This is a genomic window from Lysinibacillus sp. GW823-FHT02G10, from assembly GCF_058797135.1.
In genome coordinates, this window is record NZ_JBXAJI010000003.1 from 76,257 (window position 1) to 92,026 (window position 15,770).

Below are 15,770 nucleotides of genomic sequence, written 5' to 3' on the forward strand. Positions count from 1 at the left end.
CTTTATATTTATTTCGCTAATTGATAAATAATACCTATTATTAACCACATTGTTACTAAAGATGTTCCACCATAGCTAATAAAAGGTAATGTAACACCCGTTACTGGCACTAAACCTATTACTACGGCTATATTTAGAAAAGCCTGCACCATAAGCATTGTGACTAGCCCGATAATCGCATAATAGGACGTTCGGTTTTTAGCCTGTACAGCAAATCTATAGCCTGCATAGATCGTTAGTACAAAAAGCACTAAAATAACGAGGCCACCAATCAATCCGACTTCTTCTAAAATAATGGCGTAAATAAAATCATTTTGAGGCTCTGGTAAATACAGAAACTTTTGTCGGCTTTGTCCAAAGCCATGCCCAAAAATCCCTGCTGGACCGATAGCCATTAAAGATTGCACCGCTTGGAACCCGCTAACCAAGGGATCAGCCCATGGATCAAGAAATGCTTCTATACGCTTTAGACGATATGGCGCTGTCGCTATGAGACCTACTAATCCAGCAACACCAGCTAGCATAATCATGGCGTATAATTTTAGAGGATAGCCAGCGACAAAAAACAATAAAAACACAGATACAACGAGAATAAATACTGAGCCAAAATCCGGCTGCAACATGATAAGAACAACAGGAAGTAACAGGATAAAACCATGTCGCCAGTTAACAACAGGAGTGCCCGTTTTATGTTGGGCTAATATATGGCTCAAGTACACAATGACGGTAATTTTCGTTAGCTCTGCCGGCTGTATTGTTAATGGACCTACACCAATCCAGCTTTGCGAACCATTTCGCACTAATCCTATACCAGGAATCAGGACGAGAACGAGTAAAATTAACGAAAATATATAGGCCATTTTCCAAAAGGACTGCTCTCTCAAAATATTTAATCGAATCGTGATTAAAAATACGACAATGGCTACCACAAAGTATACGCTTTGCTTCATATAAAACGGCATTTTTCCACTATAATGAACGGCACTCCAATAGGTACCTGCAGAATAGACGAAAATAATGCCGATTATTGATAGCATCAAAGTTGTGACGAGCAATAAGTAGCTTTCTTTACCTCTCAGTAATGCCATCCTTCCAAGTCAAGTATATTCTAAAATAGTTACAGGCTCATTACAGCTTCATTACAGCATCAATAAAAACATCTCCACGTATTTCAAAGCTGTCATATTGATCCCAACTTGCACATGCTGGAGATAGTAAAATAACATCTCCTTCTGCAGACATCGGTGCTGCATATTGAACAGCGTCTTCTACATTTTGAGCAATGACGGTATGTTGGACACCACACGATTTTGCAAATTCTACAAATCGTAAGCCAGTTTCTCCAAACGCAACAACACCCTTTACATGACTCATACAAGGGCGAAGCTCTTCGAAAGAATGTCCACGATCTAAGCCACCTGCGAGTAAAATGACAGGAGCTTGGAAAGCATCTAAAGCACTCTTTGTCGCTAAGCAATTGGTTGCCTTAGAGTCGTTGTAAATCTTACGACCGTTCCATTCACGTACGAATTGTGTACGGTGTCTAACTCCACCAAATGTCGCTAAAACCTCTTCCATCTTCTCTTTGTCACAGCCAACTAAAATACAGGCTGCCACGGCTGCTAGGATATTTTCTAAATTATGCTTACCAGGCAAGGCAATGTTCGCGCGATCCATGTATGGTTCACCTTGCCAATAAATTGTTGTATCATCTGCACTAATTCCATTTGCAGTACGCCCCTTCGAACTGAATGGAATCTTCTGTGCATGAGATTGTGCTGCATATCCAACCACTATCGGTTGGTCGGCATTATAAATAAAATAATCACTGTCATATTGATTACGAGTTACGCCAAACTTCGCTTCAGCATAGTTATTAAATGTTCCATGATAGTCTAGATGCGCATCATAAAGATTCGTCAAAATAGCAATTTTAGGCTTAAACGTTTTAATCCCCATCAATTGGAAAGAAGACAATTCTGTTACAATGATGTCATCTTGATTAGCTTCTTTTGCGACGCCACAAGCAACTGTCCCAATATTTCCAGCAATTAAAGGATTTTTACTTCCGTTACTTAACATGTCGAATATTAAAGTTGTCGTCGTTGTTTTGCCATTTGAGCCTGTTATACCAATAAATGGTGCATCACTAATTAAAAAAGCTAGCTCAATCTCTGTCCAGACTGGAATCTCTCGACTAAGGGCATCAGCCACAATTCGATTGCTATAAGGTATACCTGGATTTTTTACCACTAACTCAAAGCCTTCATCAAGTAAATCTTCAGGATGGCGACCACAGATAACTGTAATCCCCTTCTGTAAGAGCCCTTGTGCATCTGGACTTTCATCAAATGGTTTTGAATCATTTACTGTTACAAATGCACCAAGCTCATGTAAAATTTCAGCAGCGGCCACACCACTTTTTGCTAGACCTAACACAAGTACTTTTTTATGTTGTAAATCTGTATAGTTTTTCATTAGAACGCCTCCGATAAGACTGCAATTAATGCTACTGCTAAGGCAGTTGACCAGAAGACAAGCACTACTTTCCATTCTGACCAACCCGATAATTCAAAATGATGATGAATAGGGCTCATTTTAAAAATACGCTTTTTTCGAAGCTTAAAGCTACCTACCTGCAAAATAACGGAAAGTGTTTCGATCACAAACACTAAGCCAACTAGTAAAAGCAAGAATTCTTCTTTTACTAAGACAGATACCATAGCTAATGCTCCACCTAATGCTAATGACCCCGTATCCCCCATAAATACCTTTGCAGGATTTGCATTAAATAATAAAAAGCCTAATAAAGCACCTGTTACAGCAAACGAAAATAGTGCAATATCTGCCTGACTTTGGAATAGCGCAATAACACCAAATGCTGCAAAGGCAATGGAGGCAGTACCCGCCACTAGCCCGTCTAGTCCATCTGTCAAATTCACTGCATTGGAGAAGCCTACTAACCAAAAAATTAAAAAGGCTACATAGAATACATCTAGATCAATGGTCCACTCCGTAAATGGAATAGCTAACGTTGTATCAAACGATCCTACATGTAGAAGGAAATACGCAAGAATAGCAATAACAATTTGACCAATCAATTTTTGAAGAGAGGTTAAACCTAAATTTCTTTTAAATACAACCTTTAAACCATCATCTAATAAACCTATTAAGCCGAATCCTGCTAATACTAATAAAAGTACTACGGTCTGTGTCGTTAATAAATCTAAAAAGCTACCTACACCAACAGTTGTTACGAGGATGGATATTAAGAAAATGATTCCCCCCATTGTTGGTGTACCAGCTTTTTTCATATGTGATTTTGGTCCCTCTTCTCGAATACTTTGCCCAAACTTTAGACGACGAAGAAGTGGAATACTAATTGGTGCCAGGATAACTGTTACTATAAAAGCAAGAGCTAAAATGGTAAGTGTTGTTGCGAGTTTCATTGAAAAATCTCCTTTAAATCTTGTTTCACTTTCTTCTTTAAGAAAAAAGCATTAACTTTCATTTTATTATTACTACCCTTCATAATAATAGTGGTTCTTTCCCATTTTTTAAAGGTAAAGTTATTTTAGTTCTCCAAATATAAATGAATGGTACCATCTTGTTTGATAACACTATCCACTTCAGGTAATTGATTACCAATTTTAGTCCCTTCTCCATGCCATTCAATACGGAATGGATAAAATTGCTTGGCAATATCATCCTTTGTTTGACCAATAAAATTCGGTACCTTCACAGTAATTGGGTCACCATAACGATAATCCTTTTCCAGTTGTTCCTTCGATTTTTCAATACCTACAAAAGGCGCAACATCCTCAATAATTTGCCCCACTATAGGTGCTGCTACAACACCACCAAACTGGGTTGTCTTTTTCGGATTGTCAACAGCTACATAGACAACAATTTGCGGATTGTCTGCTGGTGCAAAGCCAATAAAGGATACGATGTACTCTCCACTTTTATAACGGCCATTTTCAACTTTTTGCGCTGTTCCAGTTTTACCACCAATTCGCAGTCCATCTCGAAAGGCTTGTCGACCTGAACCATTCGCTACTACTGATTCCAAAGCACCACGAACCTTAGCAGAGGTTTCTTCACGAATTACCTGATTTTTAACAACTGGTTGCGTTTCTTGTATGACTTCACCTGTATTTGGATTAAATACCTTTTTCACAACATATGGCGTATAAAGCTTGCCTCCATTTATGGCAGCAGCTACTGCTTGAACTTGTTGAATAGGTGTCACGGCTACCCCTTGCCCAAATGAAGTGGTGGCCTGCTCAACAGGACCAAAGGCATCCTTAGAAAATAAAATACCCGATGCTTCACCAGCTATATTAGACCCTGTCTTTTTTCCAAAACCAAAGTCTTTAATATATTGTAGTAATCGCTCATTGCCTAGACGCTGACCTAATTCTATAAAGCCTGGGTTACAGGAGTTCTCAACCACCTCTAAAAAGGTTTCATGCCCATGTCCTTCACGTTTCCAACAGCGAAGCTTTGCTCCCGCCACCATCGTATAACCTGGATCATAAAAGGTTTCATGCTCCAAATCTACTAAGTTTTCTTCCAACGCAGCACTAAGGGTAATAATTTTAAAAGTAGAACCGGGCTCATACGTCATCCATACAGGTAAATTTCGATTGTAGATGGCTGGCTCTACTAATTGATATTCCGCTGGGTGGAAAGTAGGATAAGAGGCTAATGCCAAAATTTCGCCAGTGTTTGGATTCATCGCAATCGCTAGTGCTTGGTCAGCTTCATAGCGCTTCATTGCTTGCGATATTTCGCGCTCTACGACTTGCTGTACATCAACGTCAATTGTTAGCTCGATCGTAGCACCATCCTCTCCTGCTTTCCAAGCACTTGAAACATTAGGCAAATTATTACCTTTGGCATCTGTAAAGAGACGGATAGCAGAAGAATTAGCCTGCAGAAATTTATCATATTCATATTCAATTCCAGCTAATCCTTGGGCATCATACCCCGTAAAACCTAAAAATCGAGATAATAAAGTGCCATAAGGATAATCCCTAGAATAATCAACACCACTATACAATCCTTCAATTTGCATGCCTTGTAATTCTACTGCTTTTTCATAAGGTATATTTTTGCCTTCAGGTGCTAGTTTCACTAAGTACGCTTTTTTTTGCATTTTCTCTAATAGCTTTGCTTTATCCACTTCTAGAACCTGGGCAATTTTTTCAGCAGCTCCTTCAATATCATCACTTTGTGAAGGCATGAAATATAAAGTAGGCGCTAGCTTATTAGTTACAATACTCTCTCCATCTCGATCTGTTATATGCCCTCGTTCATTCGCAAATGGAATTTCCCTGTCCCAGTTCTCCTCTGCCTTAGTAGTCAATTCTTTTTGATCTAACACTTGCAAAAAGAACAACCTAACAACAATTGCCACTGCTACACACATAAATAACACATATAAAATACGTAAACGCTTTTTAGAATGGATAGAAATCCACTTCATTCGACATCACACCTTGTTTTTTACAACGTATGAAATAAAGTGGACTTCTATTCAGTATTATTCATCCTCTACTTCTTCAACTTCACCCTCAGAGGCAGCTTCAACGTCTTGTACAAAGCTTTCAGCAGGTGTTTTGAGCTTAACAACAATCGGGGAACTATCAGTGATGACGGTTCCAGCTGAAACGCTTTGACTTGCTACAAAACCTTCGCCGAATATTTCCATCTCTAGTCCAGTCATAGATTTGAAGACTAGTAAATTACGTAATGACCAATTCGTAAAGTCTGGCAATGTTACCTCGCCATCTGTCTTTAAAAATACAAAACTACCTTTTACCAGCTTTTGAGTGTTCGATGGATATTGTTCAATAATTTTACCACCACTACCAACAACAATTGGTTGTAAACCATCATTGGCTAATTCTACTTCAACCGCTTCAGCACTTTGACCTGTAAAGTCCTGAATGCTGACTTTATTGACATGTTGAACATCGTCTGGGTTGATATTAAGGTGCTTTAAGCTATTTAACATAACTGGATTAAAGACTTTCGATACTGGTACAGATCCAAGCTCATTGTTCAGCTTAGGTTTTTTCACTGAGACATATACAATTAGCTGTGGATCATCTACAGGAGCCAAGCCTAAAAATGAATAAAGGTATTGGTTTGAAAGATATCCACCACTAGCTTTCGGAATTTGGGCAGTCCCCGTTTTCCCTGCAACCTCATAATCCTCCAATATAAAATCCTTCGCTGTCCCATGTTTTGATGTTAATGTTGAAGCTAGGATTTCTCGTACTTGTTTCGCTGTATCAGCTTTAATCGGCTGTCCTTTTTCAACAGGCTCATGATTTTGAATAATTTTCCCTGTAGAAGAATCAACAATACGGTCGATAACATACGGTTGCATCATCTTGCCATCATTCGCAATAGCAGTCATCGCTTGGATTAACTGAATAGGTGTTACTGTTGAACCTTGGCCGTAAGTTGTTGTTACTCGTTGAATAGGGTACTTCGATAAAATAGTACCCGCTGCTTCATTCGGTAAATCAATTCCCGTTTTGTGCCCAAAACCAAAGCGGTCTAGATAATCAATAAATACGTCATCGCCAATCTTAGTTAATAAATGGGCCATACCAGTATTGGCAGAGCGTTGAAAACCTTCTAAATAAGTGATTGGACCCCAACCATATCTATTGTGATCTCGAATCGTACGGTCAAATACTGTATATGAACCTGACATAAACCAATCATTCGGTGTCCATTTTCCCGTATCGATAGCTGAAGCAAGCGTGAAAGTTTTCATCGTTGAGCCAGGCTCAATTGTCTCCTCAATCACCTCATTCAGCCACTTCATATTTTGACTATCACGTGTTTCTGGGTTAAATGTAGGACGCTGTGACATTGCTAAAATCTTTCCAGTCTTCGGATCTGCTACTACCGCGGTCATGGACTCAGGATTATATTCCTGTTCAACCTTTGTCATTGCTTCCTCTAAGAAGCTTTGGATTGTTTTATCAAGTGTTAAATAAATGTCGTCCCCATTTTTTGCAGGTGTAATCATTTTCTCACTGTTTGGAAGCAAATAGCGGAAAGCATCTGTCTCATATTCCACCTTGCCATTAACGCCTGTTAATTCTTTATCATACGTATATTCTAGACCCATTTCTCCCTTGGTTGTAACCGTGCCATCTTCATTATCTTTTTTGAGAGCATAGCCAATTAAATGCGAGGCAAATACACCATTTGGATAATACCGTTTTAAGTCACTCACAAAGAGAATTCCTGGTAATTTTTCTTCCTTTATTTTACTCATGACCTCGTGACTAATGCCACGGCCTGCGCTACCAAACTCAACTTGATATAAAGGTTCACCATCACTTCTATATCGATTGTTCAATTTTTTAACAATCTCGTCTTCCTTTTCCTTCATCGCTGGAATATATTTCGCTAGTACTTTTGCCGTTTTCTCCGAATCCACTACATGACGAGGATTCTTTGGATCTGTTGTAGCCTTTTCGCTTACAATGGCAATCATGCGATAACTCAATGTATCCTCTGCAATTACTTGTCCATTTTGATCATAAATCTTCCCACGATTAGCTGTAATTACACTTTCCTTACCATACTTAGCTGCTGCTCTCGCTGCAAGCTCTTGTCCTTCCACTTCACCTGTAGCCTGTAATGTCACCATTCTTGTGAATAATAGAAAAAAGAGCCCTCCATAAAAAATTAATAATAGAAAGGCTCCCCATTGGAATCGAAATCTCTTTTTTTTCATTCTCCCGGCACTACCTTTACATTTTTCTCATTTTGAGTTAAACCGAGTTCTTTGGCTTTTTTCCATATGTTTTCGTATGTAGAAAGTTCACTTACACGAACCGTTAAGTCAACATTCTGTTTCGCAATCTCTTCTGCTTCTGATTCGATTTTTTGAATGTCTATACTTGTTGTTTGAATCGCTGCTTGTTTATTTAATACAAGAATTCCTAGTACAGCAATAATGCCAATTAAAACAATTAGCATTGTCTTTTCAAACTTCTGGTTCGTTTTTTTACGACGTATGATAGTGGGTTGTGGACTAGGTGGTGTTATCGGTTGTTGCACTTGTTGATGTTGGTGCTGTTGCCTTACACGAACTGCTGCCATTTACTCACGCCCTTTGTCGTTAATTTTCTCCACCACTCTAAGCTTCGCTGAACGCGCACGATTATTAACTGCCAATTCTTCATCAGAAGGAATAATAGGCTTTCGTGTAATAAGCTTTAAAGTTGGCTTCATGTCATCAGGAATTACAGGTAAATTTGGCGGTAATTCCGGTAATGATGACGCTTCCTTAAAGATTGTCTTGCATAGGCGGTCCTCCAATGAATGGAACGTAATGACACTAATGCGCCCCCCTACGTTAATCATATCAATCGCATCGACTAATGAATCCTCTGCTGCGCCTAGCTCATCATTAACAGCAATTCTTATTGCTTGGAAAATGCGCTTTGCCGGATGTCCACCTTTTCGGCGTGCCGCTGCTGGAATACCCTCTTTAATTAATTCTACAAGTTGACCAGTTGTTTCAATCGGTGCTGTTTTTCGAGCCTCTTCAATTTTACGGGCAACTTGTTTAGAAAACTTTTCTTCTCCATAACGGAAAAATATACGAACAAGATCTTCGTATGCCCATTGATTAACAACATCTGATGCTGTCAGTGTTGCAGTTTGATCCATACGCATATCAAGTGGTGCATCGTGGTGATAACTAAAGCCTCTCTCAGGTGTATCTAATTGTGGAGAAGATACGCCTAAGTCATATAAAATACCATCAACCTGCTTAATGCCATGAGCTAATAGTTCTTCTTTTAAGTAACGGAAATTCGAATGGATAAATGTAACACGCTCTATATAAGGTGCTAATCGAATTTTCGCATTTTCAATAGCCGTCATATCTTGATCAAAACAAATTAAGCGGCCTTTATCTGATAATTGTTGTACTAGATATTCACTGTGTCCCGCACCACCTAGTGTACAGTCCACATATACACCATCAGGATCTATGTTCAACCCATCAACAGTTTCTTTTAATAACACGGTTGTATGATCGAACATACCACTCGCTCCTCTCAGGCCTTAACCTCATTCAACTATCACGTTGTAATGCCTATTACAAGTTAAAAATCAAAGCCAATCATATTTTCTGCAATTTCATTAAAAGATTGTTCAGACTCACTAAAGTAAGCTTCCCAAGCATCCTTAGCCCAAATCTCGATTCGATTTGAAACACCCAACACCACACATTCTTTTACTAGATGAGCATGCTGCATAAGGGTAGCTGGGATGTTGATACGCCCCTGCTTGTCTATCTCTACCTCTGTTGCTCCAGAAAAGAAAAACCTCGCAAATGCTCGTGTATCTTTTTTGGTCATTGGTAAACCTTTTAATTTCTCTTCGAGTTTTCGCCATTCATTCATAGGATAGCCAAATAGACAGTTATCGAGACCTCTTGTGACAACAAACGTTTCGCCTAAAGCTTCACGAAATTTTGCCGGTACGATTAATCGCCCTTTCGCATCAACGGAGTGTTGATATTCTCCCATGAACATACTACTCACCCCACTTTATTAAATAATGTACCACATCCCCCCACTTTCCTCCACTTTTTTTAAAAAAAACTTGACATTTTATCACTTAATATGCAATTAGACCTTTAGGAATTTTTTTGACATGTGCTAAATGATACAAAAAAAGAGCCACCCCTGGTAGGATAGCTCTTTAAATACTATTTATCTCGACATTATTCATCAAATTCACAGGATATCAAATTACTACTTAGGTAAAAAGTATCTGTTTATTAATTTTATAAATAAAGTAAATAGTGGTGTTTACCGATGCTATAATTTTGCTTCAGCATTTCAGTAATTAACATAGGTCCAAACTCATTGAAATATTGATACGGATTAAAGGATCTCTCTTGGAAACCATCATTAGGATATAATTCATTTTGCAATGTCATAAATTTACGAATCGTCGTTTCATGCTTACCCAATACAGTTTGTTCAATTTTTTGCTGTAGATAGTCAAATTGCTTCGCATGATTTTCTTGATTTTTCTCAAGAATCTTATCTAATTGCAGATGCTGTTTCTCTAAATAGGAGGCTAGCTCTTCATATTTTTCTACTAACAACTGCTGCATAGCTTGAATTTGGCGTTTGGCTTCACTGTCCTGTACATCTGCAATAAAACGTTCTTTCAGGTGTAATGCTTTCCCTTCCCATACGTCAGTAACAGTTAGTTGATGCTCGCGTAATAATTGCTCTACATGACGAGTGACAATAGTTATATGTAGGCGCGGAGCAAAAATCGGCATTTGTAAATCTAACACTGAAAATGCATTTTTCAGTGTCGCCCAATAAGCTAGCTCTCCTGGACCTCCAACAAACGCTAATACTGGCAATGTCATCTCCTGCATCAATGGGCGAGTTACTACGTTATTACTTAAACGTTCAGGATGATTATGCGCCACTTCTAATAGCTCTTCTTGTGTAAATTTAAGGTTTGCCGCTAAATTAACAAACAGATCATTTTTTCTTTCTAAAAGATGTCGCTCCCCATCTTCTACGTAAAATAAATTGGCTGCTTCATATGTTGCTAAAATAGGCTTACCATAGCCAGCACGTTCAAGCTCTTGCTCCTTTTCCGTTACTACTCTAGCAATTTCTTCATTGGATTGAATGATTTGAGCAAAATATTTATGTTCAAATTGACGGAATTGAAAGTTAGCGGCATCGATTAATAATAAGCCTTCCTCTTTGAATAATTGATTCATTAGACAGGCAAAGAAATCTGTAAATGTTTCACTATTGTTCAATGCGTCAACTAGTTGCTTAATCAGCGTTTCTGTATACTCTGTTTCTCCAATATCACGAATAATTGTATTAATTAATTGCGTCATCAACTCTTTGTTGAGGGCTGTTGCAGAAGCCATCGTTTTACGTCTAGAGCGCTCCCCATAAGCTCTTTTTTTCAGCAATTCCCCATGTACCGTATAGGTGTGATTGATTTCTTCTAAGTCATGATCTTCTCCAGCTATCCAGAAAACAGGAATAACAGGCTGTTGAAGCTTCGTACTTTGCTCTTTCGCTAATGCAATAACTGAAATAGCTTTATGAACGGAGTAAAGAGGGCCTGTTAAGATACCTGCTTGTTGTCCACCAACTATTACCATAGCTCCTTGCTCTAGTTGTTCTAAATGTTCATTCGCTTTTTTGGATAACCCCAGCGGCTCCATAAATTGACGGATGATTGTTGTTAACTCTTTTTGATCACGGGAATTTCGCGCTAAATGCTCCGCTCTTTTCTCAAAAGCTTGATCATTGTATTCATACTCAAAAAATTGATGAATGGCAGTATTTGGCGACCAGTAATCTGCTAGTACATGATTTTTTATAGGTACTTGGATTGACTCCAGTTTCATTTAACATAAACTCCTCTACTCACTAAATCATTTCCTTACTCATAACAAGAAATTGAATTTCATTCATACTATGCACATGAGGCTCTCAATGTTGCCTTGACATTCAAATTGCTCAAAAAAAATCCGCGGCATCTATTAGCGGCTTTTAGGCAACAATGTTGCAGCAGACATTTCGATTTTAAAGCCATCATTCTCCCTCGAGAAGGATTTTCTATACCTAACTTTGCTTTCGGTACAAAAAAACATGCGCTGGTTCACTTCCTTATATCACTGAACTACGCTTCTAATTACGAAGGTTTATGAATGCAATCCATATTCTCATCCCCATAGAATGATTTTTATAACTATTTTAATGCTATTATTTTAACGCTTAAAGCTTCAACATGAAAAGAAAATGCTTAGACAACCTGTAAATATTCCATAATGGATTGGATAACACCCACGATACATATCAATAGGTAAGCCGTACTAAGTATTAAGAATAAAAAACGCCAAATTTTCTTTAATAACGGCTTTACTTCTATTTCCTTTTTAGTCCGCCAATCAATATATGTAAAAATCATGGCCATCATTATCGCGAGGATCACTAAAAGCGCTCCAACATTCACACGCCAAAGCACACCGATAGCTAACGGAACAGAAAAAAACAAGCACAATGTCGTAACATCAGAGGCTGCTCCAAAAGCATGTGTGCCTCGAATTTTAACTTTCCTGCCAACCAGATAAACAATTACGAAAAGAACAATTGGACAAAAAATAATGATACTAATAACTATATGTAAAAGGTCTTTCAACTTCTTTCACCGCTCTCCTCTATTGCAAGCACTTGATGATATAAAGTACGCAAAGTAGGTAAATTATGACCGTTTGCTAAAGCTTTATTTAGAATGACACCAACAATTGTTTCGATTTCACTTTTTCTCCCCTGCAGACGATCCGCTAGCATAGATGAAGTATTGTTGGCCGTTTTCCTACATAAGTCTATCACATCACTAAAAGATATGGTGTGTTCAATATCTTCAAAAGCTTCCGTAAGCTCTCGATAAATATTTTCTAGCAGTAAAAATGCTTGTTGATTAGTCACTAACTCTCCGTTCTTTACTTGCAATACAGCTGTCAATGGATTAATTAAGCTATTAAGTGCCGCTTTTGCAAAAAGCATTTGCTCTGCATTACTAGCCAATTCAATAGGAAATAAGGAACGTTGTAATTGTAGTAGCTGTTGAAAAGCCTGGTGTTCTCCTCGTTCTATTGCTATTTTAAATAGCCCTACTCCTCTATGTTGAACCGTTGAATGGTCCAACAATTGAGCTCCAAAGGTCACTGAACCAAAGGCGATATTTTTTTGTGGCAAGAGTAGTGCCTCCTCAAAATGCGCTAAGCCGTTTTGCATAAAAAGCAACGGCATTTCACTTGAGAATAAGGCTAATTGATTGTAGAGCTTTTGCAAATGTCCGTATTTAACAGCAATCACTAGTAAATCTTGTTTTGGTAGATTAGCCAAATCTGTAGTAGCAACAATCCTTTGCACAGTTTTAGTCCCATCAACGTTGATACGTGTTAACTTCTTGGCATTTAGTTCAATTACTTGTTCTTGCCTTCTGGCAACCAACGTTACTGGTACACCAGACTCCGCTAAAAAACTTGCTGTTAATTGACCAACTGCCCCTGCTCCAATTATCGCTACTTTCATTGTCTACACCCTTTCCATCTTTACTGATCAATTTTCCTCGATGTCATCACATCCAGATTGTTCCAAAAATACTCAAAACACTCTGTAATACTTTGAAGCAACACGATACTATTCACACCATCAAGCACTTTTTGGCGTGCCTCCTATAACAACAGACTTTAAAACCCCCATCTGATGCTCACCTCTGAATAGTATACTTTTCATAAAACTATAAGAATAAGGTGCCTTAGAATACATCTAAGGCACCTTCTACGCAGGTTCTTTTATTATACAGGATAGACTGATTATTGACGATATACAGAAAGGGTTTTATGTCCATAAAAGAAAAGCAATGTAATTCATGTTCCAAAAACCACGTAATCATAATTTTAATCTTTCATTAATGAATAACCTTGCTGAAGCCATTTCACTAGCTTCTCATGCTCATTTTGCAATTCCCGATGCTTCATTTCAAGCGTTTGATAAGCCTCCGTTAATTCGTCAAAACTTGTCAACGCTAATTTCAAATGACTTCGCATAGATTGTTGGGGCTGATTTCGCACAGCTAGTAGTGACTGACTATATTGACCACGCAATGTTTTATTCCATCGGAAGCCACACGCTTGTTTTGTACGACCTAGTTCTATGGCCGCCATTTCAAAGGCCTCTAGCTGTGTTTTGCCATTTTGCACATTATGCAATACGATTTCTGCTAGTCTTTCATCATCTTCCTTTGTCCATTGATCTTTTCTTTTTTTCAATTCCATAATCTATCACCCTCGCATTTTTTACTACTATATGCAAAAGCAAGCAAAATAGAATCATTGCATGAAAAAAGACAGTGATGATGTTTTTACTCTCAACACTGTCTTTATACATTACTTATTATTCTTCTTTGTCAAGAAATTATTAACCGCTTGATGGTGCGCTTCACTTTCCCACAACTTTGCACAGGTACTAACTTCTTCCATCACACGCTCATACATATTTCGTTCACGCCACTTTCTAAGCTCAATCTCCTTATAAGCTTTATGAACAGAAGGATGAATTTTTCGCATATGTTCAATAAAATCGTTCAAGGCATCTTCTTTTGAGCCTTCAAAAACACGCATAGCCCATCCTATCTCATATAATAATTGCGCAGGGTAAGGCTTCGCATCCACGAGCATCTTCATCGCACGATCATGACGCAAACCTCGTTCAAATAAATATGTACCGCCACCCCAGCCACTTGTAATGGCTAGTGTTCCTTGGATAAATCCACATTTCGCATGGCTAGCTACTAAACGAAAATCACAAGCTGTTGCAATCTCACAGCCCCCTCCAACAGCGGTACCATTTATAAGTGCTATAGTTGGTACAGGAAGCGTAGCAAGGTCATATAATATTTTCCCCATCTTACTTAACATACCAAACGCCTCATCCTCTGTTTCCAAAGAATGAAACTCAGATAAATCCCCTCCTGAGCAAAACGATTTATCGCCAGCACCAGTCACTACTAAGAAACGCACATCTTCATGCCCACGAATATATGTAATGACTTCTTGAAGACCGTTCATCACATCATCATTGACAGCATTCCGTTTCTCTTCACGGTTAATGGTAAACGTCATAATGCCATCATGATTGTCAATCGTATAAGACATATTACTCCCCCCTTTGTCGCAATGAATAAATTGTATCACACAATTATTTCACTATTGTAAAGAACTTCATAATCAACGAAATATTCCGTCTTTTTAAGCAAACAAAAAGGCTAGTAAAGAGCCATGGTCTCTCTACTAGCCTTTTAAGTGAGCAAACACTGTATTATTTGCTTACTACTTCTTTACCTTTGTATTGTCCGCAAGCTTTGCAAACACGGTGTGATAATTTAGCCTCACCACAGTTAGGGCAAGTTACCATACCAGGTACAGATAATTTGAAATGCGTACGACGCTTTCTTTTTGCAGTTTTAGAAGTTCTTCTAAATGGTACAGCCATTGATGGCACCTCCTTACAGATCGTCTATTCGTCTGTTTGATCAAAATACTTAGCTAAAGCAGCTAGTCTTGGATCCACTTTTTGTTCGTCAGCTTTTTTGTGTAGCTCTACGTCTTCATCTGTTGCATAAGACCAATTTTTACCACCATGCACTTGTCCTTCAGAATCTTCCTTGAACACTTGCATTGGTACCTCAAGCAAAACTAATTCCTCAAGAACCGGTTTCATGTCGATGACTTCACCGTCAATATAGTGAATGTCTCCGTCATCGTCTCCTCGTTTATCTTCGTCAATCCAGCTAAAAATTTCAACTGTCTCAACTTCAATTGGAAACTCAACATCCTCCCATGTGCGAGCACATGGTAGTGTTAACGTTGCTGTCACAGTTAACTGACATGTCATTTGCGATGCACCAAAAGTACATAGCCCTTTTACATGAACGGGCGAAATTGCTCGAATATCCTGGTTTCGCTCCATCACTTCATCCAGCTGGACAAAGGCATCGATTGGCATCCCGTTTTGGCGGTATTTAGATAATTGATGAATTGACCATTTCATTCGTTTAATCACCTCGAGACAACACTGTTGATTATATAATGTGTAAAAATAGATGTCAAGATAATTTCTTGTCACCACTTTAAAACCCACCTATAATTATAT

15 protein-coding genes are annotated in these 15,770 nt (G+C 38.4%); all 15 read right to left on the reverse strand.

What is annotated here, in order from left to right; all coding sequences use genetic code 11:
* Window positions 1-8 precede the first annotated feature (8 nt).
* Window positions 9-1,088 (reverse strand): putative lipid II flippase FtsW, encoded by a 1,080-nt coding sequence (gene ftsW / locus AC1RFD_RS12685; RefSeq protein WP_048394659.1) that lies wholly within the window; start codon window positions 1,086-1,088, stop codon window positions 9-11.
* A gap of 40 nt (window positions 1,089-1,128) precedes the next feature.
* Window positions 1,129-2,478 (reverse strand): UDP-N-acetylmuramoyl-L-alanine--D-glutamate ligase, encoded by a 1,350-nt coding sequence (murD, locus tag AC1RFD_RS12690; RefSeq protein WP_492474960.1) that lies wholly within the window; start codon window positions 2,476-2,478, stop codon window positions 1,129-1,131.
* Window positions 2,478-3,449 carry a phospho-N-acetylmuramoyl-pentapeptide-transferase gene (gene mraY / locus AC1RFD_RS12695; protein WP_048394663.1) on the reverse strand — a complete coding sequence of 324 codons (972 nt, stop codon included), beginning with the start codon at window positions 3,447-3,449 and terminating at the stop codon, window positions 2,478-2,480. Before mraY ends, murD begins: the two co-directional genes overlap by 1 nt.
* Before the next feature lie 125 nt (window positions 3,450-3,574).
* Window positions 3,575-5,491: a stage V sporulation protein D gene (locus AC1RFD_RS12700; protein ID WP_048394665.1), complete on the reverse strand. Its 1,917-nt coding sequence runs from the start codon at window positions 5,489-5,491 to the stop codon at window positions 3,575-3,577.
* Window positions 5,492-5,548: 57 nt separating this feature from the next.
* Window positions 5,549-7,771, reverse strand: coding sequence for a penicillin-binding protein (locus tag AC1RFD_RS12705; RefSeq protein ID WP_492474961.1), 2,223 nt, complete (start codon window positions 7,769-7,771; stop codon window positions 5,549-5,551).
* Window positions 7,768-8,139, reverse strand: coding sequence for a cell division protein FtsL (ftsL, locus tag AC1RFD_RS12710; RefSeq protein WP_004224836.1), 372 nt, complete (start codon window positions 8,137-8,139; stop codon window positions 7,768-7,770). The genes AC1RFD_RS12705 and ftsL overlap by 4 nt, the downstream gene beginning before the upstream one ends.
* Window positions 8,140-9,090 carry a 16S rRNA (cytosine(1402)-N(4))-methyltransferase RsmH gene (gene rsmH, locus AC1RFD_RS12715; protein ID WP_048394669.1) on the reverse strand — a complete coding sequence of 317 codons (951 nt, stop codon included), beginning with the start codon at window positions 9,088-9,090 and terminating at the stop codon, window positions 8,140-8,142.
* A 62-nt stretch (window positions 9,091-9,152) separates the two neighbouring features.
* Entirely contained in the window at window positions 9,153-9,584 is a 432-nt protein-coding gene (mraZ, locus tag AC1RFD_RS12720) for a division/cell wall cluster transcriptional repressor MraZ (protein ID WP_004224832.1), read from the reverse strand.
* A 254-nt stretch (window positions 9,585-9,838) separates the two neighbouring features.
* Window positions 9,839-11,455, reverse strand: a complete 1,617-nt coding sequence (bshC, locus tag AC1RFD_RS12725) for a bacillithiol biosynthesis cysteine-adding enzyme BshC (protein WP_347723584.1) — start codon at window positions 11,453-11,455, stop codon at window positions 9,839-9,841.
* Window positions 11,456-11,853: 398 nt separating this feature from the next.
* Window positions 11,854-12,249, reverse strand: coding sequence for a DUF3397 domain-containing protein (locus tag AC1RFD_RS12730; protein WP_066037194.1), 396 nt, complete (start codon window positions 12,247-12,249; stop codon window positions 11,854-11,856).
* Window positions 12,246-13,148: a ketopantoate reductase family protein gene (locus tag AC1RFD_RS12735; protein ID WP_269898952.1), complete on the reverse strand. Its 903-nt coding sequence runs from the start codon at window positions 13,146-13,148 to the stop codon at window positions 12,246-12,248. Before AC1RFD_RS12735 ends, AC1RFD_RS12730 begins: the two co-directional genes overlap by 4 nt.
* A gap of 368 nt (window positions 13,149-13,516) precedes the next feature.
* The gene (locus tag AC1RFD_RS12740) at window positions 13,517-13,894 is read right to left on the reverse strand and encodes a transcriptional regulator (protein WP_004224822.1); all 378 of its coding nucleotides are present in this window, start codon (window positions 13,892-13,894) and stop codon (window positions 13,517-13,519) included.
* 111 nt (window positions 13,895-14,005) lie between these two features.
* Window positions 14,006-14,773, reverse strand: coding sequence for an enoyl-CoA hydratase/isomerase family protein (locus AC1RFD_RS12745; protein WP_492474962.1), 768 nt, complete (start codon window positions 14,771-14,773; stop codon window positions 14,006-14,008).
* A 163-nt stretch (window positions 14,774-14,936) separates the two neighbouring features.
* Entirely contained in the window at window positions 14,937-15,110 is a 174-nt protein-coding gene (gene rpmF, locus AC1RFD_RS12750; RefSeq protein ID WP_004224819.1) for a 50S ribosomal protein L32, read from the reverse strand.
* Between the two features lie 24 nt (window positions 15,111-15,134).
* A complete protein-coding gene (locus tag AC1RFD_RS12755; protein WP_004224818.1) occupies window positions 15,135-15,668 on the reverse strand; it encodes a YceD family protein in 534 nt (177 codons plus the stop codon).
* Window positions 15,669-15,770 lie beyond the last annotated feature (102 nt).

Excerpts from the sequence above, each read along its gene's own strand:
- bshC (WP_347723584.1), bottom strand. The coding sequence starts at position 11,455 with ATGAAACTGGAGTCAATCCAAGTACCTATAAAAAATCATGTACTAGCA.
- rpmF (WP_004224819.1), bottom strand. The coding sequence starts at position 15,110 with ATGGCTGTACCATTTAGAAGAACTTCTAAAACTGCAAAAAGAAAGCGT.
- AC1RFD_RS12735 (WP_269898952.1), bottom strand. The coding sequence starts at position 13,148 with ATGAAAGTAGCGATAATTGGAGCAGGGGCAGTTGGTCAATTAACAGCA.
- rsmH (WP_048394669.1), bottom strand. The coding sequence starts at position 9,090 with ATGTTCGATCATACAACCGTGTTATTAAAAGAAACTGTTGATGGGTTG.
- AC1RFD_RS12755 (WP_004224818.1), bottom strand. The coding sequence starts at position 15,668 with ATGAAATGGTCAATTCATCAATTATCTAAATACCGCCAAAACGGGATG.
- mraY (WP_048394663.1), bottom strand. The coding sequence starts at position 3,449 with ATGAAACTCGCAACAACACTTACCATTTTAGCTCTTGCTTTTATAGTA.
- mraZ (WP_004224832.1), bottom strand. The coding sequence starts at position 9,584 with ATGTTCATGGGAGAATATCAACACTCCGTTGATGCGAAAGGGCGATTA.
- murD (WP_492474960.1), bottom strand. The coding sequence starts at position 2,478 with ATGAAAAACTATACAGATTTACAACATAAAAAAGTACTTGTGTTAGGT.
- AC1RFD_RS12740 (WP_004224822.1), bottom strand. The coding sequence starts at position 13,894 with ATGGAATTGAAAAAAAGAAAAGATCAATGGACAAAGGAAGATGATGAA.
- AC1RFD_RS12745 (WP_492474962.1), bottom strand. The coding sequence starts at position 14,773 with ATGTCTTATACGATTGACAATCATGATGGCATTATGACGTTTACCATT.
- AC1RFD_RS12705 (WP_492474961.1), bottom strand. The coding sequence starts at position 7,771 with ATGAAAAAAAAGAGATTTCGATTCCAATGGGGAGCCTTTCTATTATTA.
- AC1RFD_RS12700 (WP_048394665.1), bottom strand. The coding sequence starts at position 5,491 with ATGAAGTGGATTTCTATCCATTCTAAAAAGCGTTTACGTATTTTATAT.
- ftsW (WP_048394659.1), bottom strand. The coding sequence starts at position 1,088 with ATGGCATTACTGAGAGGTAAAGAAAGCTACTTATTGCTCGTCACAACT.
- ftsL (WP_004224836.1), bottom strand. The coding sequence starts at position 8,139 with ATGGCAGCAGTTCGTGTAAGGCAACAGCACCAACATCAACAAGTGCAA.